The organism is Mycobacterium montefiorense, from assembly GCF_003112775.1.
Taxonomy (GTDB): Bacteria; Actinomycetota; Actinomycetes; order Mycobacteriales; family Mycobacteriaceae; genus Mycobacterium; species Mycobacterium montefiorense.
Genome location: NZ_BFCH01000021.1, coordinates 241010 through 265167 on the forward strand (window position 1 = coordinate 241010; position 24158 = coordinate 265167).

22 protein-coding genes and 1 pseudogene are annotated in these 24158 nt (G+C 65.1%); 10 read left to right on the top strand and 13 right to left on the bottom strand.

Annotation, left to right across the window (positions count from 1 at the left end; all coding sequences use genetic code 11):
- Positions 1-80: 80 nt before the first annotated feature.
- Positions 81-722 (bottom strand): DUF1345 domain-containing protein, encoded by a 642-nt coding sequence (locus DB708_RS20845; protein WP_108925227.1) that lies wholly within the window; start codon positions 720-722, stop codon positions 81-83.
- A gap of 337 nt (positions 723-1059) precedes the next feature.
- On the opposite strand from DB708_RS20845, the gene DB708_RS20850 reads away from it, so the two are divergent.
- The gene (locus DB708_RS20850) at positions 1060-1359 is read left to right on the top strand and encodes a DUF732 domain-containing protein (RefSeq protein ID WP_108925228.1); all 300 of its coding nucleotides are present in this window, start codon (positions 1060-1062) and stop codon (positions 1357-1359) included.
- Here DB708_RS20850 and DB708_RS20855 read toward each other — a convergent pair.
- The 3 genes and pseudogenes from DB708_RS20855 to DB708_RS20865 all read right to left on the bottom strand — a co-directional run bounded on the left by DB708_RS20855 (position 1356) and on the right by DB708_RS20865 (position 3051).
- The gene (locus DB708_RS20855; protein WP_457852096.1) at positions 1356-1874 is read right to left on the bottom strand and encodes an Rv2253 family sensor-like surface protein; all 519 of its coding nucleotides are present in this window, start codon (positions 1872-1874) and stop codon (positions 1356-1358) included. The genes DB708_RS20850 and DB708_RS20855 overlap by 4 nt on opposite strands.
- Before the next feature lie 55 nt (positions 1875-1929).
- Positions 1930-2460, bottom strand: a complete 531-nt coding sequence (locus tag DB708_RS20860; protein ID WP_108925230.1) for a pyridoxamine 5'-phosphate oxidase family protein — start codon at positions 2458-2460, stop codon at positions 1930-1932.
- Positions 2461-2490: 30 nt separating this feature from the next.
- A pseudogene (locus DB708_RS20865) lies at positions 2491-3051 on the bottom strand (NUDIX domain-containing protein).
- Positions 3052-3092: 41 nt separating this feature from the next.
- On the opposite strand from DB708_RS20865, the gene DB708_RS20870 reads away from it, so the two are divergent.
- Together DB708_RS20870 and DB708_RS20875 are read left to right on the top strand one after the other, a co-directional pair.
- Entirely contained in the window at positions 3093-3464 is a 372-nt protein-coding gene (locus DB708_RS20870) for a nuclear transport factor 2 family protein (protein WP_108925232.1), read from the top strand.
- A 79-nt stretch (positions 3465-3543) separates the two neighbouring features.
- The gene (locus DB708_RS20875; protein ID WP_108925234.1) at positions 3544-5277 is read left to right on the top strand and encodes an NAD-binding protein; all 1734 of its coding nucleotides are present in this window, start codon (positions 3544-3546) and stop codon (positions 5275-5277) included.
- Here DB708_RS20875 and DB708_RS20880 read toward each other — a convergent pair.
- The gene (locus DB708_RS20880) at positions 5274-6152 is read right to left on the bottom strand and encodes an LLM class flavin-dependent oxidoreductase (RefSeq protein ID WP_108925235.1); all 879 of its coding nucleotides are present in this window, start codon (positions 6150-6152) and stop codon (positions 5274-5276) included. The genes DB708_RS20875 and DB708_RS20880 overlap by 4 nt on opposite strands.
- Before the next feature lie 68 nt (positions 6153-6220).
- Between DB708_RS20880 and DB708_RS20885 the strand changes: the two genes are divergently transcribed.
- Both DB708_RS20885 and DB708_RS20890 read left to right on the top strand, forming a co-directional pair.
- On the top strand, positions 6221-6634 hold the full coding sequence (locus DB708_RS20885) for a VOC family protein (RefSeq protein ID WP_108925237.1): 414 nt from the start codon (positions 6221-6223) through the stop codon (positions 6632-6634).
- Positions 6635-6647: 13 nt separating this feature from the next.
- Positions 6648-7037 carry a VOC family protein gene (locus DB708_RS20890; RefSeq protein WP_108925239.1) on the top strand — a complete coding sequence of 130 codons (390 nt, stop codon included), beginning with the start codon at positions 6648-6650 and terminating at the stop codon, positions 7035-7037.
- 10 nt (positions 7038-7047) lie between these two features.
- On the opposite strand, the gene DB708_RS20895 is transcribed toward DB708_RS20890, so the two are convergent.
- Genes DB708_RS20895 through cysD form a run of 3 tightly spaced genes read right to left on the bottom strand, consistent with a single transcriptional unit; the run spans position 7048 to position 10407 of the window.
- Positions 7048-7530 (bottom strand): Rrf2 family transcriptional regulator, encoded by a 483-nt coding sequence (locus tag DB708_RS20895; RefSeq protein ID WP_108925313.1) that lies wholly within the window; start codon positions 7528-7530, stop codon positions 7048-7050.
- Between the two features lie 43 nt (positions 7531-7573).
- Positions 7574-9427 carry an adenylyl-sulfate kinase gene (gene cysC, locus DB708_RS20900; RefSeq protein ID WP_108925241.1) on the bottom strand — a complete coding sequence of 618 codons (1854 nt, stop codon included), beginning with the start codon at positions 9425-9427 and terminating at the stop codon, positions 7574-7576.
- Positions 9427-10407: a sulfate adenylyltransferase subunit CysD gene (gene cysD, locus DB708_RS20905; protein WP_108925316.1), complete on the bottom strand. Its 981-nt coding sequence runs from the start codon at positions 10405-10407 to the stop codon at positions 9427-9429. Before cysD ends, cysC begins: the two co-directional genes overlap by 1 nt.
- A 189-nt stretch (positions 10408-10596) precedes the next feature.
- Between cysD and DB708_RS20910 the strand changes: the two genes are divergently transcribed.
- A complete protein-coding gene (locus tag DB708_RS20910) occupies positions 10597-10986 on the top strand; it encodes a PaaI family thioesterase (protein ID WP_201263576.1) in 390 nt (129 codons plus the stop codon).
- Here DB708_RS20910 and DB708_RS20915 read toward each other — a convergent pair.
- Complete coding sequence (locus DB708_RS20915) at positions 10983-11474, bottom strand: beta-class carbonic anhydrase (protein WP_108925244.1); 492 nt, start codon at positions 11472-11474, stop codon at positions 10983-10985. The two genes, DB708_RS20910 and DB708_RS20915, sit on opposite strands and share 4 nt — an antisense overlap.
- A 168-nt stretch (positions 11475-11642) precedes the next feature.
- Between DB708_RS20915 and DB708_RS20920 the strand changes: the two genes are divergently transcribed.
- Genes DB708_RS20920 through DB708_RS20935 form a run of 4 tightly spaced genes read left to right on the top strand, consistent with a single transcriptional unit; the run spans position 11643 to position 17092 of the window.
- Complete coding sequence (locus DB708_RS20920) at positions 11643-12620, top strand: ABC transporter permease (RefSeq protein ID WP_108925247.1); 978 nt, start codon at positions 11643-11645, stop codon at positions 12618-12620.
- On the top strand, positions 12617-13561 hold the full coding sequence (locus tag DB708_RS20925) for an ABC transporter permease (protein WP_108925249.1): 945 nt from the start codon (positions 12617-12619) through the stop codon (positions 13559-13561). Before DB708_RS20920 ends, DB708_RS20925 begins: the two co-directional genes overlap by 4 nt.
- Positions 13558-15393, top strand: a complete 1836-nt coding sequence (locus tag DB708_RS20930) for a dipeptide ABC transporter ATP-binding protein (RefSeq protein ID WP_108925251.1) — start codon at positions 13558-13560, stop codon at positions 15391-15393. The genes DB708_RS20925 and DB708_RS20930 overlap by 4 nt, the downstream gene beginning before the upstream one ends.
- A 25-nt stretch (positions 15394-15418) precedes the next feature.
- Positions 15419-17092: an ABC transporter family substrate-binding protein gene (locus DB708_RS20935; RefSeq protein ID WP_201263573.1), complete on the top strand. Its 1674-nt coding sequence runs from the start codon at positions 15419-15421 to the stop codon at positions 17090-17092.
- Here DB708_RS20935 and DB708_RS20940 read toward each other — a convergent pair.
- From DB708_RS20940 to DB708_RS20955, 4 genes are all read right to left on the bottom strand, one after another.
- Positions 17079-18329: an alpha/beta hydrolase gene (locus tag DB708_RS20940; protein ID WP_108925254.1), complete on the bottom strand. Its 1251-nt coding sequence runs from the start codon at positions 18327-18329 to the stop codon at positions 17079-17081. The genes DB708_RS20935 and DB708_RS20940 overlap by 14 nt on opposite strands.
- Positions 18330-18403: 74 nt before the next feature.
- Positions 18404-19984: a GMC family oxidoreductase gene (locus tag DB708_RS20945; protein ID WP_108925256.1), complete on the bottom strand. Its 1581-nt coding sequence runs from the start codon at positions 19982-19984 to the stop codon at positions 18404-18406.
- A gap of 47 nt (positions 19985-20031) precedes the next feature.
- Positions 20032-22653 (bottom strand): AAA family ATPase, encoded by a 2622-nt coding sequence (locus tag DB708_RS20950; protein ID WP_108925259.1) that lies wholly within the window; start codon positions 22651-22653, stop codon positions 20032-20034.
- A complete protein-coding gene (locus DB708_RS20955) occupies positions 22650-23792 on the bottom strand; it encodes a metallophosphoesterase family protein (protein ID WP_108925260.1) in 1143 nt (380 codons plus the stop codon). Before DB708_RS20955 ends, DB708_RS20950 begins: the two co-directional genes overlap by 4 nt.
- Positions 23793-24158: the final 366 nt, after the last annotated feature.

Here is a 24158-nt window from a genome sequence, read left to right on the forward strand (position 1 = left end):
CAAGCAGCATCGGTCTGAAGAATCATTCTGGCGCCCAAGCATTTTGGCGCCACTCTGGCGGGCGAGACGCTCGGCGTCGATCACACCTTGGAGCTCAGCCCCGCGATCAAATTGATCGTGACCGCGAGAACAACCGCGCCCAACAAGTAAGAGATCATTGCGTGTCGCAACACTGTTCCCCTGATGGACGTCAAGTTGATCTCGGTGTCTGACACCTGGTAGGTCATGCCGACGGTGAAGGCGACATAGGCGAAGTCGCGAAACCGCGGCGGCTCCGGGTCGTGGAAGTCGATGCCGCCCGGATTATCCGAGTAGTAGAGCCGCGCGTAGTGCACGGTGAACAACGTGTGCACGGCGAACCAAGATGCCGCGACCGTCAGAATGCCGACGATGGCGGCTTGGATCGCCTCGGTACCGGAACGCGACCCGGCGGCCACCACATATCCGACGCCGCCCAGGCTTGCCACGCTCGCCGACAGGATCACCGCGTCGGCGAGCCAGCGGGTCGGGTCTTCCCGGGTGGCCCAGATGCGAGTTTGGTCGGCATCCATGCCGCGCAGGATCAGCTGCGTCCACACCACATACACCCCGGCGCCGGTGATCCAACCAACGACGGCGAAGCGCCAACCGCTGGCATGGCCTACCGCGATCGCGACGGCGACTCCGAGCACTACGACAACGAATATCCGAACCGCGGCGGTGTCGCGGAACAACTTCACCATGGACGTCACAGTCCCGACCTAACCACCAGGTCACGTTGTCCCATAGCGACACTCGGGAGAAATTCCGAAAATGACATGATTGCAGCCGGTCACTATTTCACGAGTATTGAAGCAAGGCGCCTTTTTCCATCGCAGCCTGGCCATTTTGCTAAACGCCGGCCCCGCGCACGCCCCTTCCGACGGCGTATCCGTTAGGGGCGGAAGGATCTCGGGCCCGGGGACTCACCGACGTGAGGGGCGTGAGACTTTGCCCGCTTGGTCAATTCGGTGCGCACGCCCGCTTCGGGGACCGCATAATGATGCCGTTGTACCGCCCCTCCCAGACAAGGAGCCGACCATGATCTCCGCTCGCAAACTGTATTTACTGAGTGCCCCCGCCATCGTTGCCGCGGCATTGACCGTGAGCACCGGGATTGCGGTCGCTGACGACGACGGGTACCTCGCGCAGATTAAGAAGATCGGCCTCACCGGGGACAGCACCGCGCTGATCCAGCTCGGGCATCTGATTTGCGCCGACCGCGCCAACGGCGATACCCCAGACCAGCTGGCCCAGGTGGTGCAGAAGCAAAACCCGGGCATCAGCCTCAGCGACGCGACCGGCGTCGTGAGCGCCGCCGAATCCAACTACTGCCCCTAAGACGCAGTAACCGCCGCCACCGGCATCTCCACGGTTCCACGACACGGGCCGCTGGTGATGTCGGTGTGCCAGGTCCCGCGTAGCGTGCCGTCCGGTTGCGGCATGTAGAACGCCCACGACTTCGCGGGTGCCCAAACTTTCGGGACGCCCTCCCCCATGTAGCAATCCCACTGGAAGTCGAAGTGCTCCACCCACCTTGATCCGTCCCAGACGTAGTGAGACGGCTGGGGCAACGTCGGGTTCTTGGGGACCGGTCCGTTCGTGGCTGTCGCGACGCATTTGCCCGACGAACACGACGTCACGAAGACGTAGTCGGCGCTGAACGTGGGTTCGGCTTGACCGGCCGCCACGCTGGTGCCCGTCTTGTTCACGGCGTATCTCACCAGCGAGTACTTGCCATTCCACACCGGGGTCGCCGCGTGCACCGAAACCGCAGGAGCGCAAAGGATCGCGACGACGCCAAGCACCATCGCCAGGTGGCGGCCGAACTTCGAACGCGAACACACCATGTCCATGGTGCGGATTCGATGACGCGATGCGATATCGGCAGGGACACGATCGCGCCGTAACTCAGCGCAGGTGAAACTTTGTGGCGCCGAATGGTTCCGATGTGCTCATCGCGAACACGGTCGACGGGCTCGCACGATAGACATGCCACGGCGGCGGACCCGCCGACGGAGCACTGTACTCGGCGGTGAGCGCGTCGCCGGCAACCTCGGCGGGCCATCCGGAAGACACGAAAGCGGCTGCGACGGAGGATAATTCGCCGCTATCGCTGATCCTTTCGGCGGTTCCCTCGAGGACCAGGTCGAACTGATCGGTCGCGACGCTGACCACGCATCTGCGGTCGCGGGCCAGGTTACGAGACTTCCGGGTCGCGGATCCGGACGTGAAATACCAGCTGCCGTTGTGCGCAGTCACCCCAACGGGCCGCACCTGCGGACTGGAATCGGGGTTGATTGTCGTCAGCCACGCCGTATGGCGTTGCGGACCACCGCTGCCCGGCGCCTGCGTCAGCTGGCCGTCCAGCACCGTTTTGACACGGGTCCACTCAATCGTCGGCGCCCCGTACCCGTCGAGATTGTGCGCTGTGATCGTCATAGCGGTGTTGACCGATGCCGGCCCGAAAACTCATCGCCCGTGCAGCAGGAACAGGCCATAGGCCGCAACCGACTGCGAGTCGGCCATCACCCCCGAGCGGATCATCTGCTCGACGTCTTCGCGTGAGAACCACTCGCTGCGCATGTCCTACTCCTCGTGCTCGCGCGCTGTTTCTCCTTCGGAGATCCCGGTGGCCAGGAACACCCAACCGCGCTGACTCGTCATTCCGGGAGCGACATCGAGCAGACCGAGCGCCTCGAAGGACGTCGCGCTCAACCCGGTCTCCTCGCGGAGTTCACGCGCGGCCAGCTCGGCGGGATCGGCGTCGGCCAAATCGGGTGCGGTGCCCTGGGGAAACTCCCAGCGTCGCGCGCCGACCGGGTAGCGGAACTGTTCAACCAGCCGGAATCGGCGACCGTCGTAGGGCATCACCAGCGCGTAGGTCGGCTTGTCCACCACGGCGTAGATCCCGGGACTGCCGTCCGGGCGGCGGATGTCGTCCTCCCGGAAGATCAGCCACGGATTCCGATAGATCTCACGCGACGCGAGGCGTTCGATGAAATGCACGTGGCCCAGTATGAATGCGACCATCCGGACGCGACGGCCGTGGCGAAGAGGTAGCGTCCGATGCCATGCCTTCCCAAGAAGCCATCACCCAGACCGTCAATAGCTATCTCACGCACGTCGCCAACGGCGCCACCGACGAGATTGTGAATCTCTACAGCGCCGACGCCACCATCGAGGATCCCGCCGGATCGGAGGTGCGGCGCGGCCAGGATGCGGTCCGCGAGTTCTACACGGCGTTCCAAGATGCCAAGAAAGACACCGAACTCGCCGAAGTGCGCGTCGGTGGCAACGAGGCGGCGTTCTACTGGCACCTGACGCTCGACGCCGGAGACACCCGTACTCGCATCTCGCCCATCTCGCTGATGACGTTCGACGACGACGCGAAGATCACGTCGATGCGGGCGTTCTGGGGGCCTTCCGACGTTCGCGTCCTGTAGCGCAAGGCGTTTCGCTGGCAGAAACCGGCACAGTAGCCGATAGTCATAACAACGCGATGCGACGGGAGGTGGGGTGTGCATGCACGGCCACATCATCGTCAGCGGTGACGACGCGCTCGCGACGACGATAGCCGAGGAGCTGGAAACCGCCGGCGCAACCATCGTCAAGCTCGTCGATGACAATGTCGCCGACACCAAGGACGATCTCGTCGAGGCTGGGATTGCTCGCGCGGCCGCCGTGGTCTGCGCCGGCGATGACGACGCGATAAATCTCGAAATCGCGCTGCTGGCAAGGAAAGCCAATCCCAATGTGCGTGTGGTGGCCCGGCTGGCCAATGATGTACTGCGCGAAGCGGTTGCCGACGATAACGGTCCCGGCGCCATCCTCGATGTCGCCGAGCTGGCGGCACCGTCGGTCGTCGAGGCTGCTCTGGCGCACACCGCGCACCCCTTCGAAGCGGCCGGCATCAAATTTCTGGTGGCCGGTGCGGAAGCGCCCTATGACGCCACGCTGCGCGAGATCTACGCAGACCTGGCGCCGGTGGCGGTGGTCCACGGCAAGGACTCGCCCACGCCCGGGTTGCTCGAGACCTGCCCGGGTCGCGACCTGAAGGTTCGCGCCGGCGACTGGACCACGATGATCGGCACCGTCGAAGAGCTTGCGGCGCGCGGCATCAAGGGCCCGAGGCCGAACACGACACGCATCCGTCAGCGCCGGCTACGGCGCGCCCTTGACGTCGCGCGCGGCCTGCGCAACGACGTCAACCCGATGTTCATGCGCGCGGTCGCCGCGGTGCTGACCGTGCTGATCGGCTCGACGGTGTTGTTGCGCTACTGCTACCAGCCGCACGCGAAAATGACCTGGGTCGACGCGTTGTACTTCAGCACCGAGACGATCGCGACGGTGGGCTACGGCGACTTCAGCTTCCTGTCACAGCCCACCTGGCTGCGACTGTTCAGCATCATGTTGATGTTCGGCGGGCTGACCACCACCGCTGTCCTTGTCGCGTTCATCGCCGACCTACTGATCTCGCGGCGCTTCGCTCACACGGCCGGCCGCCGGCGCGCGCGCCACCTGCGCAATCACGTCGTCGTCGTCGGGCTGGGCTCGTTCGGCAGCCGCGTCAGCGCCGACCTGACCGCCGCCGGATACGACGTGGCGGTGATCGAGCTAGACGAGAACAATCGCTTCCTGTCGACGGCCGCCGAACTCCGGGTGCCGGTGATCTTCGGGGATGCGACGCTGCGCCAAACGCTGGAAGCAGCCCGTGTCGACACCGCGCGTGCGGTGGCCGTGCTGACCCGCGATGACATGGTCAACATCGAGACCGGGATCGTGCTGCGCGAGATGTTGGGGCCGCGGGTCATGCCCAAGGTCATCCGGCCCGACATGCCGATCGTGCTGCGCATCTACGACCGTGCGCTGGGCGCCGCGGTGGCCGAGCGGTTCGGTTTCGACACAGTCCGTTCGACCGTCGCACTGGCCGCCCCGTGGTTCGTCGGCGCCGCGATGGGCCTGCAGGTGCTGGGGACATTTTCCGTCGGGCAGCGCTACTTCATGGTGGGCGGTATGCACGTGGCAGCGCGCAGCGAGCTCGACGGCCTGCGGATGTTCGAACTGTCCACGCAAACCCGCGTTATCGCGATCACCCGAGACGACGCCCCGGTGCAACTACACCCGCGTCGCGACGCCCGGCTGCGTGCCGGCGACACCGTCTACCTCGTCGGTCCCTACCGCGAATTGGTGGCGACGCTGCAAAAGGGCCGACCGCCGCAGCAACCGGATATCGGTCGCGAACGCCTCGGAGCTTAGAACCGCGCGGCGACGTCCGCGGCACGGCGCACCTGGCCGATGTCCGAACTGGTCGGAATGAGCTGAACCTCGTCGGTGCCGATCTCTTCGAATTTGCGCAACACCGCCGCCAACTCGTCCTCGTTGCCGGCCCAGCCGGTCGTCGGGGCCATCGCGTCGACGTACTGCGCAGGTATCCAGTTCATGTAGCGCAGCAGATGACGATGGACCTGGGCTCGGGACTGCTCGGGTGCGCCAAAGGCGAACCAGAACGACGTCACCAGATGGGGTTTGGGCTTGCCGGCTTGCGCCCACGCCGCCCGCGCGACGTCGAAAAGCTCATTCTGCTTGTCGACGTCCAGGTCCAAGGTGGTGCCGGCCAGCCCGTCGGCCCAGGCGGCCGCGCTGCGGATGGTCTTCGGCCCGATGCTGCCGACGAACAGCGGCGGACCACCGGGCTGAACCGGGGCGGGTCCGACCGGGAGCACCGACTCGGTGATCTTTTCGCCGGCCCAGACTCGCTTCATCACCGCAACCCGTTCGGCCATGTCGCGCATTGTCTGCGTCGCCGGGTCGGCGCCCACCGCGTGGTAGTCCTCGTGCCTGCCGCCCACGCCGAGGCCGACGGACAACCGCCCGCCGGACAGCACGTCGCCGGTCGCCAGACCTTTCGCCAGCATCACCGGATCGTGCAGCTGCGGCACGATCACCGTCGTCATCAGCCGCACCCGTTTGGTCCAGGCAGCGAGCGCGCCGAGCAGCGTGAGGTTGTCCGGATTTTCGAACGCGATGCGCTCGCCCCAGCACAGCGACGAGAACGGCCCCTCGTCGATCTCACGCGCCCAGGACTCCAGCACCATGGCATCCAAATCCGGCTCCATCACGGGCATTGTCATTGCTATCCGCACGACGGCGATTCTGGCATGCCTTCAACCCTGCTTCCCGAAGTGGCAGCATGGGGCGAGTGCCCTTCACGAGTACGTCCATCGCACATGTCCGCCTGACCGTCACCGATATCGAGCGGTCGCGGCAGTTCTACGAGAGCGTGTTCGAGTGGCCAGTGCTGCTGGAAGTTCCCGAGAACGCCAGCGAGGCAACCCGCAACCAGTTGGGCTTTCTGTATGGCGGCGTCATCTATGACCTCGGCGGCACGCTTCTCGGGCTGCGGCCGGTCGGCACGGACCGCTTCCACGAAGACCGCTGCGGACTTGACCACATCGCGTTCCGGCTCGCCAGCTTGGCAGAATTGGATGCCGCGGCAGCACATCTCGATGAAGTCGGGGTTGAGCACGAGCCGATCAAAGACATTGGGCCGTCGTACATTCTGGAGTTCCGCGACCCCGACAACATCGCCTTGGAACTGACCGCGCCCAAGTAAGCTGGAAAGAACTATGTCCATCAATTTCAACCACACGATCGTCGCCGCACGCGACAAACGCGAATCCGCAGAGTTTCTCGCCGAGCTCTTCGACCTGCCCGCCCCGTTGCCGTTCGGCAACTTCATGGTCGTCGCACTCGAGCACGGCGTGAACCTCGATTTCGCGAACGCCCCCGAGGGCGAGGAGATCCGGCGGCAGCACTACGCCTTCCTGGTCTCCGAGCCGGAGTTCGACACCATCTACGGCAAGATCCAATCGCGTGGCCTGGCGCATTGGGCCGATCCTCGCCAAAGCCGTCCCGGCGAGATCAACCACCACCACGGAGGCCGCGGGGTCTACTTCCTGGATCCCTCCGGGCATGCCATGGAGATTCTGACTCAGCCCTACGGATCAGCCGGCTGAGCGCCGCGGACTAGTCGGCGTGCGAAGCGCCGTGCCGGACGCTCTCCTGGCTGCGATAGTCGTCGGCGAGCTTCGCGACGTGCTTGGGCAGGGTACCGGACGCGACATCCGCCAGGGTCGTCTCCTCCAGCACCGAGCGCATGCTGGCGCGCAACGCACGCCAGACGTCGGCCAGCGGCGCCGTAGGTCCCGAGTACGGCAGATCACCGAGGCCGATGTCTCGGACGCTGGCCAACGGCCCGTCGATGCAGCGCAGCACGTCCGCAATGCTGATCTCGCTCCCCGGACGGGCCAGCTCGTAGCCCCCGTCGCGACCGCGGTGGCTGCGCACCAGGCGGTCGGTGCGCAGGTTGGTGAGGATATCGACCAGAAACTGCGGCGGTATGCCCTGCGCCTGGGCCAAGTCGTCGGTTTTCACCAACGTGCCGCTGTCCACGGTGGCGAGCTGAATCATCGCCCGCACCGCGTATTCCGCCTTTGCTGACATCCGCACCATGAGGATTCTGCCACCCGCGCGGACGCCGGGGTCTGCGCGCCTAGCTGCGCAACTCCAGCAAGTCGATAACGCTCTGTGCCATTTCCTCGAGCGAGCGGTCCGGAATCAGCCGCAGATCCGGTTTCTTCGGCCGCTGGTACGGACTATCGATACCGGTGAAGTGCGTGATTTCGCCCGCACGGGCTTTGGCATAGAGCCCCTTGGGATCACGCGCCTCGCACTCGGAGAGCGGGGTATCGCAGAACACCTCGAAGAACTCAAATCCGGCGTCGGCGTGAACTTTACGAGCCATCTCGCGGTGCTCGGACAGCGGGCTGATCGCGGGCACCAGCACGGTCTGGCCGGAATCGGCGAGCAGCGTAGCGACATGGGCCAACCGGCGCAGGTTCTCCGCACGGTCGGCCATGGAGAAGCCGAGGTCGGCGTTCAAGCCGTGCCGCAGGTTGTCGCCATCGAGAACGTAAGCAGGAACACCCTTTTCGAGCAGCTTCTGCTCGACCAGCATGGCTACCGACGATTTACCTGCACCCGACAGGCCGGTCAGCCACACCGTCCGGCCCCGAGCCACACGGTCTTCGGCCGTGACCAACGACTCGTGTCGCACGGTGTTCGGGCTTGCCTTCTGCGCCGCGACATCGCGCAACACCATGCCCGCTGCCACGGTGCCGTTGGTGTTCGGGTCGATCAGGATGAACGAACCGGTGCTGGCGTTGCGGGTGTACTCGTCGAGCAGCAACGGCACCTGGGTGCGCAGCGTGATACGACCAAGTTCGTTGAGCTTCAACGCCGTAGCACTCTTGTCCCGATGCAGGGTATTGACATCGAGCCGGTAGTCCAGTGCCGTGACCCGCGCGCGGGTGGTTCGAGTGGTGTGCTTGATGACGTAATCGCGGCCCGGCTCGAGCGAAGTGCCATCGGCCATCCAACACACGGTCGCGTCGAATTCCTGCGCGACCCTGGGCTGGTTGTTGGTGCGGGCGATCGTGTCACCACGCGAAATATCGATGTCGTCGGCCAAGCTCACCGACACGGCCATTGGCGGAAACGCCTCTTCCACAGGACCATTCGGGCCTTCGATCGCGCTGATCTTGCTGGTCTTGCCGACCGGCAGCACCACCACCTCGTCGCCGGGGCGCATCACGCCACTGGCCACCGTTCCGGCGTAGCTGCGGTGGTCTCGATGCTCATGGGTCTGCGGCCGGATCACGTACTGCACCGGGAACCGCACGTCGACCAGGTTGCGGTCACCGGCGATGTACACCTCTTCGAGGTGCGACAGCAACGCCGGACCCTCATACCAGGGCGTCTTGTCCGATTTGGTCACCACGTTGTCGCCGTGCAGCGCGGACAGCGGGATGGTCGCCACGTCCTGCACGTCCAAACGCGCGGCGAAGGCGTGGAATTCATCCTTGATCGCCTCGAATTTCGCCCTGTCCCAGTCGATCAGGTCCATCTTGTTGACCGCCAGCACGATGTGCTGGATACCCAACAGCGATGCCAGGAAGGCGTGCCGGCGAGATTGCTCGAGCAGGCCCTGCCGGGCATCGACGAGCACGATCACCAGTGCGGCGGTCGACGCGCCGGTCACCATGTTGCGGGTGTACTGGATGTGGCCTGGGGTGTCGGCGATGATGAATTTCCGCCTGGGCGTGGCGAAGTAGCGGTAAGCGACATCGATGGTGATGCCCTGTTCGCGTTCGGCCCGCAGGCCGTCGGTGACCAATGCGAGGTCGGTGTATTCGTGGCCGGCTTCCTTGGACGTCTTTTCGACCGCCGCCCACTGGTCTTCCATCACGGCCTTGGAGTCGTACAGCAGCCGCCCGATCAGGGTGGACTTGCCGTCGTCGACCGAGCCGGCGGTCGCGATGCGGAGCAATGTCGTTGGTGCAGCCATCAGAAGTAACCCTGCCGTTTCCGGTCTTCCATTCCAGCCTCTGAGATGCGGTCGTCCGCCCTGGTAGCGCCACGCTCGGTCAGTCGGGACACCGCGGTTTCGGCGATGACCTCCGACACCGTGCCGGCTTCGGACTCGACACACCCGGTGCAGGTGACGTCACCGACCGTGCGGAAGCGCACCGTCTTCTCCACCACCTTCTCGTCGGCGCGCGGTTGCATGTGCCGGTGTACGGCCAGGAGCATCCCGTCGCGCTCGAAAACCTTGCGCCGGTGGGCGTAGTAGATCGGGGGCAACTTGATCTTCTCGGCACCGATGTAGGACCAGATGTCGAACTCGGTCCAGTTCGACAGCGGGAAGACCCGGATGTGCTCGCCCTTGTGGTGCCGGCCGTTGTAAAGGTTCCACAGCTCGGGCCGTTGGGCCTTCGGGTCCCACTGGCCGAATTCGTCGCGGAAGCTGAACACCCGCTCCTTGGCGCGCGCCTTCTCCTCGTCGCGCCGTGCCCCGCCGAACGCGGCGTCGAACTTGTTCTCCCGGATCGCGCGCAACAGCGTCACGGTCTGTATCGGGTTGCGCGACGGGATGGTCTCGACGACGCGGCCGGCGTCGATGTCTTCCTGCACCGACGCGATGACCAGGCGCACCCCGAACTCGTCGACCAGTTCGTCGCGGGTCGAGATCACCTCGTCGAAGTTGTGGCCGGTGTCGACATGCATGACCGGGAACGGCAGCCGCCCGGGGCGGAACGCCTTCAGCGCCAGGTAGAGCATCACGATGGAGTCCTTGCCGCCGGAGAACAGCAGCACCGGCCGCTCGAACTCCGCAGCAACCTCCCGGATGATGTGGATGGCCTCCGCCTCCAACGAGCGCAGATGGCTCAATTCGTACTGGCCGGCCGAGGGCCCCGCCGCTACACCACTGGTCATGGTTTCCTTGTCCAAACCGTATATCCCGATAAATCTGGTAGAACTGACCATGTTTACGGTCATTGCCGTCTATAGAACCAGTCGACTCGGGCGGTGTCAATGGGCAGCTACCCCGGTGGCGCGCTAGCCGAGCACCGGACACATTGCGCCAGGTTGGGGCGTCAGCTCTGTTGCCGGGGCCGGTCGGTAGGAAAACATGAACGCATGACCACCCCTTCCGCGCCCACCAGCGGCCGCGACGTGATCGCGCAGTTTCTCCCCCAGTCGCCGTTCGTCGCCAAGCTGGGCATCGTCGCCGATCAGCTCAGCGACGAAGAAGTGCGGCTGCGGCTGCCGTGGGATCCCTCCAACGTCACCGTCGGCGACATGGTGCACGGCGGTGCCATCGCCACGCTCGCCGATCTCACCGTGATGGCAGCGGCGTGGTGCGGTGCCGAAGCACCGCCGGATCTGCGGGGTGTCACGGTGTCGATGACTCTGGACTTCATGGCGCCGGCCCGGGCCACCGACGTGATCGGGGTGGGTCGCGTGCTGCGGCGCGGCCGATCGCTGACCAATTGCGAGGCCGAGATCGTCGACCCGGAGGGCAGGCTGCTCGCCAAAGCCCTCGCTACCTACAAGGTGGGCTAGAGGGCGATCTCTTCCAGCTTGCCGGAGCCGACATCGAAGATGAAGCCGCGCAACGACACATGCTTGGTGACGAACGGGCTGTTTTCGATCCGCCGCAGCGACTGCCGGACGTCCTCGGCAAGATCCGGGAAAGCCTCGGCCGCCCACGGCGGTTTCACACCCGTCTCTTCTTGAATAGTCCGCTTGAAGTCGTCGTCGGTGAAGGTGAGCATCCCGCAGTCGCTGTGGTGAATCAGGATGACCTCTTGAGTTCCCAGCAACCGCTGACTGATCGCCAGTGAACGAATGACGTCGTCGGTGATCACCCCGCCGGCGTTGCGGATGACGTGCGCCTCGCCCTCGTTGAGGCCGAGGAGGCGGTAGACGTCGAGCCGGGCATCCATACAGGCGACCACCGCCACGTGTTTGCTCGGCGGCATCGGCAGTGGTCCTTCGAACGCACTTGCGTAACCGGCATTGTGGGCCAGGTAGTCGTCGGTAACCGTCATGCCAGTCTCCTCGGGTATTTGCTACGCGGATGCCTGCCGCGACGGATCTTAACAACTGATAACGCGGATTTCACCGGTGAAAATCAGCGAGAACGCAAGCTTGGGCGCGACGCCGTTCCCGGTATCTCGCTAACCTGTCCCAATGCGATGCAGGCGGGCCCACCTGGCATGATTCGGTACCTTGCCCGGCGGTTCCTCAATTACGTCGTCCTGCTGGTGCTGGCGTCCTTCTTGACTTTCCTGCTGACCTCGCAGACGTTTCATCCGCTCGACAGCTTTGTGCAGCGCCACCCGGTGCCTCCTCCGGAGGCCATTCACGCCAAAGCCGTTGCGCTGGGCTTGGACAAGCCGGTGGTCATCCGGTACGCCAACTGGATTTCCGGTGTGGTGCACGGTGACTTCGGAGTGACGGTGAGTGGTCACCCGGTTTCCCAGGAGCTGTGGCGCCGGGTCGGGGTGAGCCTGCGACTGGTGGTGACCGGTTCGGTGCTGGGCACGGTGATAGGCGTCATTGTGGGTGCCTGGGGCGCGGTCCGGCAGTACCAGCTCAGCGATCGGGTGATCACCGTGCTGTCGCTGATCGTCTTGAGCATCCCGTCTTTCGTGCTGGCGAGCTTGCTCATATTGGGTGCGTTGCGCATCAACATGCTCGCGGGTGTGGGGATCTTCCAGTACACCGGGGAGACCTCGCCGCTGCCGCCCACTGGAACGGTCGACGAGCTGATCGAACGCTTGCAACACATCGTGCTGCCCACCCTCACCCTGGCCCTGGGCGCGATCGCGGGTTTCAGCCGCTACCAACGCAATGCGATGCTCGACGTGCTCGGCGAGGACTTCATCCGGACCGCGCGGGCCAAGGGCCTGACCCGTCGGCGCGCGCTGTTCAAACACGGATTGCGCACCGCGCTGATTCCGATGGCCACCTTGTTCGCCTACGGCGTCAGCGGCCTGGTTGTCGGCGCGGTGTTCGTCGAGAAGATCTTCGGCTGGCACGGCATGGGCGAGTGGGTGGTGTCCGGAATCGCGACCCAGGACGCGAACGTCGTCGCGGCGATCACGCTGTTCTCCGGCGCGGCCGTTCTGCTGGCGGGACTGTTGTCCGATGTCATCTACGCGGCGCTGGACCCCAGGGTGCGGGTTTCATGACCCAGCAGGCGCAGAGCTCGGCGGGACGGTCTGGCATCCACCCGGTCGCCACGTTCACGTCGCGCCGAAACCTGTTGATCCGCCGCTTCCTTCGCAACAAGCCGGCGGCGGTGGCGCTGATTCTGCTGGTGCTGTCATTCGTCGGCTGCTATGCGTTACCGCCGCTACTGCCCTACAACTACACCGATCTGGATCTGCACGCGCTGCTGCAGCCGCCGTCGCTGCGACACTGGTTCGGCACCAACGCGCTCGGCCAGGACCTGCTGGCCCGAACCCTGTGCGGCATGCAGAAGTCGTTACTCATCGGCTTTTGCGTGGCACTGATCTCGACCACCATCGCCGCCACCGTCGGTTCGATTGCGGGCTATTTCGGAGGCTGGCGCGATCGGGCGCTGATGTGGCTGGTGGACCTGCTGCTGGTGGTGCCCAGTTTCCTGCTGATTGCCATCGTCACCCCGCGCACCAAACAATCGAACAGCATTCTGTGGCTCATCGTGCTCCTCGCCGCGTTCGGCTGGATGGTCAGCTCACGGATGGTGCGCGGCTTGACGATGAGCCTGCGAGAACGTGAATTCGTCCGCGCGGCAAGGTATATGGGAGTATCGAGCCGACGGGTGATCATGCATCACATCGTCCCGAATGTCGCCTCGATCCTGATCATCGACGCAACGCTCAACGTAGGTTTCGCGATCCTGGCCGAAACCGGGCTGAGCTTCTTGGGATTCGGCATTCAGCCGCCAGACGTTTCGCTGGGCACGCTGATCGCCGAAGGCACTCCTTCGGTAACCACCTTCCCGTGGGTCTTCATGTTCCCGGGAGCCGCGCTGGTTTTGATTGTGTTGTGCGCCAATCTCGCCGGCGACGGACTGCGCGACGCCGTCGATCCGAGCGCGAAACCGTCACGGCGCAACAAGCGGAAACCAGTTGGGCGGCCACAATGACGGCCCTGTTGGAGGTGACCGACCTCAGCGTTACCTTCGACACCGGGGATTCACGGGTACCCGCGGTGCGGGGGGCGACCTACCATGTCGATCCGGGCGAAGTGCTCGCCATCGTCGGCGAATCGGGCTCCGGCAAAAGCACCGCCGCGATGGCGGTGGTCGGGCTGCTGCCCGAATACGGTGAGGTGTCGGGTTCGGTGCGGCTGCAAGGCCAGGAGCTACTCGGGCTGCCCGACCAGGCGATGTCTCGGATCCGCGGAAAGACGATCGGCACCGTGTTCCAGGACCCGATGTCGGCACTGACTCCCGTCTACACCGTCGGGGACCAGATAGCCGAAGCCATCAGGGTTCACCACGATGACGTCAGCCGGGCAGCTGCCCGCAAGCGAGCCGCGGAATTACTCGAGCTGGTCGGCATCGCGCAGCCGGACCGCCGGGCAAAAGCGTTCCCACACGAGCTATCCGGCGGCGAACGCCAGCGGGTGGTGATCGCGATCGCGATCGCCAACGATCCGGACCTGCTGATCTGCGACGAGCCCACCACCGCACTGGACGTCACCGTGCAGGCCCAAATTCTCGACGTCCTGCGGACTGCACGCGATGTCACCGGCGCGGGCGTGTTGATCATCACGCACGACCTGGGGGTGGTCTCGGAGTTCGCGGACCGGGCAATGGTCATGTATGCCGGGCGCGAGGTCGAGATCGCGACCGTTGATGATCTGTACCAGGACCGCCGGATGCCTTACACGGTCGGGTTGCTAGGTTCTGCGCCGCGGCTGGACGCCCCGCAGGGCACTCGACTGATTCCGATTCCGGGCGCGCCGCCCAACCTGTCGACGCTTGTCCCCGACGCCTGCCCCTTCGCCCCCCGCTGCCCGCTGGTGATCGACGAATGTCGTTCGGCTGAACCAGCTCTGATCACCGTTCAGGAAAACCACCGGGCCGCCTGCGTCCGTACCGACGACGTCGCGGGCCGCACTGCCGCCGAGATCTTCGACGTGACAACTGCGCCGCCGGCCATCGATAGTGCCGCCGACAGCGGCGCGACGGTGCTGCGGGTCGTCGACCTGAGCAAGACCTACCCGCTCACCAAGGGCCTGGTCTTCCGCCGGCGGGTGGGTGAGGTACGCGCGGTCGACGGCGTCAGCTTCACCCTGGAGCGGGGTCGCACGCTGGCGATCGTCGGAGAATCCGGCTCTGGGAAATCGACTACCCTGCAACAGATCCTGGAGCTTACCGCCCCACAAAGGGGTTCCATCGAAGTGCTCGGCGAAGACGTCGCCGGGTTGAGCCGGGAGCGAAGGCACGCGCTGCGACGCGACATTCAGGTCGTATTCCAAGACCCGGTGGCATCCCTGGACCCCAGGCTGCCCGTTTCCGAAGTCATAGCAGAACCATTGCAGGCAAACGGATTTTGCAAGGGGGACACGGATGCACGAGTAGCGGAGCTGCTCGATATTGTCGGTTTGCGGCACGGCGACGCAACGCGCTACCCCGCCGAGTTCTCCGGTGGACAAAAGCAGCGCATCGGCATCGCGCGGGCGCTGGCGTTGCAGCCCAAGATCATGGCGCTAGACGAGCCGGTGTCGGCGCTGGACGTCTCGATCCAAGCCGGAATCATCAACCTGCTTCTCGACCTGCAAGAACGGTTCAGCCTGTCGTATCTTTTTGTCTCACACGATCTTTCCGTGGTGAAACACCTGGCGCATCAGGTGGTGGTGCTGTACCGGGGTGTCATAGTCGAGCAGGGCGACGGCGACGAGGTCTTCACCAACCCACAGCACGAATACACCCGGCGCCTGCTAGACGCCGTTCCGCGAGCACATCGGTGATGCCACAACCGGTTAGCATCGTCGGGTGACGCACGCACCGAGGGCCCGCAAGCTCGCAGCGCTGCTGCTGGCGCCCGTGTTGGTGGTCACCGGGTGTTCGAGTGGATACCAAGACCTGCCGGAGACTCGGGCCGCGCAGGTCGGAGCCAGCAGCGACATGAACCCGCACGACCCTGCGACGCTGCGTGACGGCGGCAACCTGAGACTGCCGCTGACGGCCTTCCCGGACAACTTCAATGAGTTGAACATCGATGGCAATACCTCCGATACCGCCGCGGTGCTGGGGTCCACGCTGCCGGGGGCGTTCATGACCCAGGCCAATGGCACGCTCAACCTCAATACCGACTACTTCACCGGCGCCGAGCTGACCGGGACCAACCCCCAAACCGTCACGTACACAATCAATCCGAAGGCCACCTGGAGCGACGGCACGCCGATCACGTGGGAAGACCTCAAGTCGGAAGTTGACGCCTGCAATGGCCGCGACAAGCGGTACTTGATCGCCAGCCGGGCCGGGTTCGAACGCGTGAAATCGGTGACCAGAGGTGTCGACGAGCGGCAAGCAGTGGTCACCTTCTCTGATCCGTACGCCGAATGGCGGGGGATGTTCGCCGGCGGGATACAACCCCGGAGCATGACGGCCAACCCAGAGATCTTCAACAAAGGCCAGCTCGAGGCTCCCGGCCCGTCGGCCGGGCCGTTCATCGTATCCACGATTGACCGGACCGCACAGCGCATCGTGTTGACCCGCAACACCAGGTGGTGGGGCCGCAAGCCGCGGCTGGATTCGATCACCTTTCTGGTGCTCGACGTCTCCGCCGTCATCCCGGCGCTGCAGAACAAGGCAATCGATGCCGCCGGCATCGCCACACTCGACGATATGGTCACCGCCCAACGGACGCCTGGCATCGTGATTCGGCGTGCGCCGACCCCCACCTGGTTCCACTTCACCTTCAATGGCGCCGAGGGTTCCATCATGGCCGACGAACGGCTGCGCCTGGCGGTGTGTCAGGGTATCGATCGCCAAGCCATCGTCGATGTCGTGCAGCACGGCCTGACCACTCATCCGACGCCGTTGAACAATCATATCTACGTGGCCGGGCAGGTCGGCTATCAAAATAACAGCGCACCAGGCGATTACAACCCCGATAGCGCCCGTGCGGCCTTGGATGCCATGGGATGGAAGCTCAACGGGGCGGTGCGGGAGAAGGACGGCAAGCAGCTCGTCGTTCGCGACGTGCTCTTCGACGCGGCGTCCAACCGGCAGATTGCCATGGTGGCGCAGAACAGCCTGGCGCAAATCGGTGTGAAGCTGGTGCTCGACCTCAAGGCCGGCAGCGGCTTTTTCAGCCAGTACATCGGTGTCGGCGACTTCGATATCGCTCAATTCGGTTGGGAAGGGAATGCTTTCCCGTTGTCCGCGCTTCCTCAGATTTACACCTCGGATGGCGACAGCAATTTCGGCCGGATCGGCAATACCGCGATCGATGCGAAGATCGCCGAGACCCTCTCGGAGCTGGATCAGGACAAGGCGCGTGTACTGGCCAACCAGGTTGACTCGATGATCTGGCAGGAAGCCTTCAACCTGCCACTGTTCCAGTCACCCGGAAATCGGGCGGTACGAAATGATTTGGCGAACTACGGCGCACCCGGACTGGCCGATGTGGACTACACCGCAATCGGGTTCATGCAGATCTGAGCCGCCGCCACAGCGGTGGCATCGCGGGTAGCGCACCCTCCGCGATAGCGGCCACCCCCACCGCCTTCCAGAGCAGGCGCAGCGCGGGACGGGCGGGCAGCGAGTCCAGCGCCCATCCCCGACCCGCAAGCGTGTCCGATTCCCCGCGGCACACCGCCACTGCGATGGTCAGTGCGGCAGCCTCACGAAAATCCACCGCGCTATGCGCCGTCGTCGGCAACTCCAAGAGCAGCGCGTTGGGCACCAGCGATGCCACGCGCTCGGCCACCGCCCGTGGCGTCACCAGATCGCGCCCGCCGGAGATCACCACCGTGGGCCAACTGAATTTGGGCATCTCGGCTACCAGGTCGTACGGTTCGGCCTCGAAAGCGGCCGTCTCACTCATGATTTCGCGCATTGCCATCGCGGGATCCAGTGGCAAGCCGTCGGGTTCGGCGGCATAGTCGAGTTCGCGGAACGCGATGCGGCTGACCAAATCGATTTCGTGACGATATGCCACATTCAGACTGACGACGGCTGACATACGGGATAGCGCCCACCACACCGTCTTTCGACCGCTGAGCAATAGGTCCAGCTCGCGATCCAGCAGCGGGGCCCCGCCGTATGCGTAAATAGTCGTCGCGATCTCCCCCGCCGATCCGGACATCAGCCCGCCGTCGATCAGCTTGCGGACCTTGGGCGCCAACGCGGCGGTTTCCGGAGTCCTGCCGTCGACCAGCAAGGCGCGGACGGTGTCGCGTACGACCGCGATGTCGTGCCGCGACAACACGGGCGAATCGAGAATCATCGCCTGCACCCGGCCGGGGTGGCGGACGCCGAGGCCGGCCGCGATATAGCTGCCGTATGACGTGCCATAGATGACGGCGGAGTCCACATGGGCGTCGTCGAGCACCGCGGCGATGTCGTCGACCACCTGATCGACCGTGATCGCTTCGGGCGGCAGGTCGGCGCCGGCGTCGTCATGACGCGACATGCCGACCCCGCGGTGCTCGATCATGATGACGTCCAGGCCAGCGATGGCCGCTCGGCGCCGCAACCCCTTGTAGACCTGCAGCGATGCCACCCCCGGGCCTCCCGGGATGATAACCAGTGGGTGGGCGGACTTGCGGCCGGTGCGTACGTAGTAGAGATCGAACTCGTCGGCGCTGCCTGGGGATATCGGCCTGCGCACCGGCCGGACGCCGGGCATTCCCGCAAGCCTTTCGTGCACCCGGCGCCGTTTCGCATTCATCGTCATCGGTGCCCATTCTGCCTAGCTGGCTCGCGATCAGCAGCGCGGCAGTGCGGCAGGCGGCACCGATGGCTGCCGAGTCAGTCGCTGATCAGGTCGGCGGCCTTCTCCCCGATCAGCACCGACGGAGCGTGGGTGTGGCCACGAATGGTGCTGGGCATCACCGATGCGTCCGCGACCCGAAGCCCATCGACGCCTCGCACCCGCAGCTGCGGATCCACCACGCTGGCCTCGTCACTGCCCATCCGGCAGGTGCCCAGCGGGTGATAGAGGGTGTGCGAGCAGGTTTCCAGCGCCAGCTCGAGAGTGGCTTCGTTCAGCTCGGTGCAATCGCGTGGTCGCGCGATCGGACCGAGCAGACCATTCAAAGCGGGAACCTGGGCAATCCGGGCACATATGCGCAGCCCTGCCATCATCGCGGCGCGGTCGACACCACCGGGATCGGACAGGTAACGCGGTTCGATGACTGGCTTAGCGTGCGGGTCGGCCGACCGTAGCGTGATCTGGCCGCGACTTTTCGGTGCCACCAGGATCGGTCCGAACACCACCCCATGGCTCTCGGGCTCACCGAGTGCCTCGTCGTAGTAGGGGGCCGGCGCGAAGATCAGCTCGAGATCAGGAAGGTCGAGTTCTGGTCGGCTGCGTACGAACCCGTACGCCTCACCGACGTTCGAGGTCAGCATGCCGCGGCGTCGCAACAGGTAATTGATCAGCTGTTTCGGCTTTTGTGCCGCGAACAAGCTGTCACCGTCGACGTCGAAACCCAACGGCGTCGCGAGGTGGTCGATCAGATTCTGCCCCACTTCATGTGAGTGATAGACGGTGTCGATGCCGTGCTCGGCGAGGTGGTCGCGATCGCCGATGCCCGACAGCATCAACAGCTGGGGGCTATTGATCGCACCGCCGCAGAGCACCACCTCGCGGCGCGCGTGGGCGATGCAAAGCTGGCCGTCGCGCTCGAATTCCACACCGATTGCCCGGGTTCCGTCGATGAGGACTCGAGTAACGGTGGCCCCGGTGAGCACGGTGAGGTTCTTGCTGCTCATCGCCGGTTTCAGATAGGCGTCGGCACTGCTGCACCGAACGCCGCGGTGCTGGGTGACGACGCTCTCGCAAAAGCCTTCCGGTCGTGGGGAATTCGGCTGCGCGGCGGGAAGTCCGCAATCGCGCGCCGCGGCCAGCCACGCCGCCGTCAGGGAGCGAGGGCTACGCTGCCGCGAGATGTGTACCGGACCGGTCACCCCGCTGTCGTCCCCGCTTACGAAATGCCAGGCATCGGTGACGTTTTCGATGCGACGGAAGTATCCGAGCATCTCGCTGAAAGACCATTGCGAGCCGGCTCGCACCGCCCACTCGTCGTAGTCGGCCTGGAATCCACGCACCCACATCATCGCGTTCATCGACGATGAACCGCCGAGCGTCTTGCCTCGGGGCCAGTAGATTTCGCGGCCGCCCAGTTCGACCTGCGGTTCGGTCAGATAGTCCCAGTCGACCTCGCTGCGGAATAGCTTCGAAAAGCCCACGGGGACTCGAATAAACCTGTCCTTGTCGAGCGGACCCGCTTCGAGCGCGAGCACCGAATGTGACGCGCTGAGTCGACCCGCTACGACAGAGCCGCTCGAGCCGGTACCGACCACCAGGTAGTCGCACTGAATGTCCATGTTGCACCCCGTTTCGGGGTGAGCGTAAGACGGAACGACCCGGTGTCCTACACGTTGAGATCGATACGATGCGCACCCTTCACGCCGTCGTAACGATCGGGACTGCAGGTCAACACGATCACCTGCCCGTGGGCACCGACGGTGTCGAACACCTCGCCCATCTTGGCCAGCCGGTCGGGGTCGGTGAACCCCAGCGCATCGTCGACCACTACTGGAACGACGTCCTCCTTGGCTACCAGGGCGGCACCGGCCAACCGCGCCAGGATGCCGAGTTGCTCCTTGGCCCCACCCGACAGCGAGTCGTAGGGCACTGTGATGCCATCCAGGGTTCGGCTCCGGATACACAAGTCGGTGTCGATATCGATCTCGAAACTGGGTCCGAATACCGGGCGACCGAGTCGCTGCAATTCCGTGCGATAGGGCTCGACATAGCCGAGCCGGGTGGTGTCGCGATGGCGGGACATCACCGACCGCAGCAGCTCCGCCGCGCGGGCCCGGCTGGCGATCCGGGTGTGCTGGCTGGTGGCGTGCTCGCGCTCGGTCTCCGCGGCGTCGAGCTTGCCCTGGCGGCCCTCGCTGCCGAATACCGAGAGTTCGATGGTGAGCTCGCGCAACGTGCGGGCGGCATCTTCATAGCGGCCGCCCAGCGTCTTGGCTGCGTCGCTGGCCGCGGTCAATTCGGCGGTTACCGTGTCCGGTGCCGCGGCGGCCAGCTCTTCGCTCAACTCCGCAGCTCGGCGCTGCGCGGTTGCCGCGGCCCGCTGTCCGGCGTCCGCCGACGAGGCCAGGTCCTGGTCGGTGACCGAGGCGCGTTCCTGGGCCAGCTGGTCGGTGGCCCGACCAAGTTCCGCGCGTTGGGTTGTCGCTTCGTTGACTAAAAGCGTTGCCCGGGTGGATGTTTCAGCGAGCCGTGCGTCGGCGACAGACGAGTCCTGGCGACGGGTTTCGCATGCGGTTTCCGCGGCCAGGCGAGCGGCTTGCGCGGCATCGAGTTCGGCACGTGCGGCGGCGATATCGGCGGCGAAGAGATCGGGCTCGTCCGGTTGGCCGGCACGCAGCTGCTCAAGCCGATCCCGGAGCTGGTCGGCGTCTTCGTCGCCGCATAGCCCGGACAGCGTCGCGACCAATTGGTCATGACTGCTTTGCAATTCGCGGCGATGCTGGTCGGCTGATCTGGCTGCGGCAAGGTCGGCGACATCACCGCTAGCCAGTGCGACAGTCAGTTCTTGTTGTGCCGCATCATATTTCGACTGCACGTCGAGCGCCGTCGCGCCGGGAGTAATCCGTGCGGTGAGCACACCGGGGACTTCGATCTCGGTGGTACCGGTGGCCGTCGCCGACCAGCTCTGGCCGGCCGGCAATGACACCCGCTGGCCTCCGACCGACAGTTCGATGTCGGCTGCGGCGGTGAACTCGACCGCCGCCGAGATCAACGTCAGCTGGTCGCCAGCTCGATCGACCGCGGCGGAGGCGCTTTCGATTCGCCGGAGCAACTCCTCGGTGAGGACGACATTGGAAAGCTCCGCGGCGACCCGGTCACGATCGCGCCGGATGGCGTCGATCTTGGCCAAACGAGTGCTGAGCCGGTCGATCTCCTCACGGTCGGCAAGTTGGTCGACCGTGCGGCGGGCGGTTTCGACGCGGCGCTGCAGGTCGGTCAGAACCTGGGTTGCCTCGCCCATCGCGGTGCCGGCACCCTCGGCCGTGGCCTGCGCAGCCGTCTGCGCGATCGCGGCTTGCCGTGCTTGCGCCTCGACAGCCGCGACAGCCGCGGTCCGCGTCTCGATCTCGGCGACCAGTCGCGACCGGCCATTGTGGGCTGCGTCCGCGGCGGTGCTGGTCGCTGCGGCAGCGGTCGCGACCAGCGCGGCTTCCCGCGCTTGGCGAGTGAGTTCGGCGGCCTTGTCGGCGGCGGCCTGCGCGACGGCCAATCGCGGACCGGCCGCCAACCGCAGTTGCGAGAGCTCGGCCACTTGCTCGGTCAGCACCGCATGTCGACGCACCCTGTCGTCGACCTCCGCGACCGCCGCCGTGCACTCCGTGACGCGAGCGTCGGCGTGGGACAGCCGCGTGATGGCGGCGGCCCATTCTCCGGTGGGGCGACCGGTGGGGGTGAAGTAGCGCGCGTATTCGGCGTCGATCCGTTCGATGAGCAACGGCTCGTTGCCGGACAGCGCAGCCTCGTCACCGGCCGCGACATCCAGTGCACGCGAAAGCGCGTCGCAGCCCGACAGATCCACCGCGGCCGTCGATGTGGACTGCAGCACCCGCTGCGCATGCCACAGGTCGTTGTCGACAGTCTCGGCGAGCATCGAGCGGACCCGCTCGTGGGCCTCATCACCGGTCAGCTGCTCACGGCGCGGCGCCAGTACCGTCAATTCCGTTTCGCACTTTTTGTGAAAGCGCTTGCGGTAGATGAAACGGTAAGTGCCGCTGCTGATTTCCGCGGTTACCTCGGACCCGACGTCGCTGTTGGTGGGCTTGACCTGCTTGACTTCCTTCTTCGTCGAGCGGTCCCTGGATTCCAACAGTAAGTCCAGCGCCTCGATCATCGACGACTTGCCAATCTCGTTGGCACCGCTCACTACGACCACGCCGCTGTCGGGAAAATCGATCTCGCGGTGCGCGATTCCGCGGTAGTTGGTCAGAACCAACCGGTGCAGCTTCATGCGGCGCCCCGATCGGTGAGCCGCAATAGCAGCGCCAGCGCGGCCTGGGCGTCGCAGGCCGAGTCGGTGTCGTCCCCACGCGCCGTGGCGACCAACTCTTCAACTGCCGCGGCGGCGAATCCCCCGATGCCGAGGTCGGTGAACTCGCCGTCGGCGGGCACGACCACGAGGTCGGTGTGGCGTTCCCATTGGCCCAGCCATGCGAACAGCCGCGCGTATCGGTCCAGGCAGCCGTCCAGCGCGGCGCGGTCGGTGACCGTCAACGAGCCGGTCAGGGCCAGCCGCACCACGGTGCGATCCTTCTCGGGCATCAGATCGAGATTCATGTCGAGGTCGGCGATGTCGCGGCTGGTGTCGACCTGACGATGCAGGGTGACAAACCGCCAGTGACCCACGTGCCGGGGCGTCACCGACACCGCGTTGGTTTCGTCGATGTCGACGACCAGGACATGACCCGGATTGGATTCGATGTCATCGAAATTCGTCACTTCCGGAGATCCGGAGTACCACACCCGGCCACCATCGCCGACCTCGGTAAGCGAATGCTTGTCCCCCAGTGCCGCATAGTGGACCGCACCACGGGCCAGCGCCTCTTCGAGGCGGGCCAACCGAATCAGCGACGGCTTCTCGCGATCGGGGTCGAGCACGTCAACGCCGCCATGGGCGACGAGCACCCGGGTGACCGGTCCGGCGTCGAGGCCGTCGAGAACGTCGGCGACCAAGTCGGTGGTCGGAGCCTTGGACCGCCATGGCGCAGCAACGATCTCAAGGCCCGGCCGAACCTGATGGACGCCGGCACGATCCAGCACTACGACATTCTCCGGGCATTCAGCGGTGAACAAGGCGCTGGTGTACACCGATGACGCATCGAGGGGATCGTGGTTGCCGGGCAGCAGGTAGACCGGAATTCCGATGGCGCGCATGGCTTCCAGGGACTGGCTGATCACCTGCGGGGCAAGCTGATTGTGTTCGAAGACGTCGCCGGCGACCACCACGAACTCGGCGTCCACCTCGGCCGCCAGGGTGCCCAGACCGGCAACCGCGTCGCGTCGCGCGGCCGAATACCGCGGCTGAGCATCCCCGGCCAGAAAGTGCCGGGTCATGCCTAGCTGCCAGTCGGCGGTATGCAGGAATCGCATCCCGGCGCCCCCTTCGGAAATGGCGTGGCTATCAAGGCACCGCGAAGTCTAGGGCGGCTGACCGACAAGTTCGGGGACGCGCACCGGCACGCCTTGACTCAGTGTCGAGCGTCGCGCGCGACCAGGGCTTTTTGCCCGCCGCCGAGCGACAAATCGCCATCAGTGCACACTCGTGAAAATCGCGAAACCTCGTGTGTCACTTTGGTTTCTTGGCGGGGTGTTTTGTCGGTGGGTCGGTTTAGTTTCGGGGGTATGGGTACGGGTGTCATCGCGGACGGGGAGACGCTTTCGGCGGCTTTCGATGTGCTCGACACTGCGCTGGAAACCGTCCTGGGCGCCGATACGCAGATGCTGTGCAACCCGGAG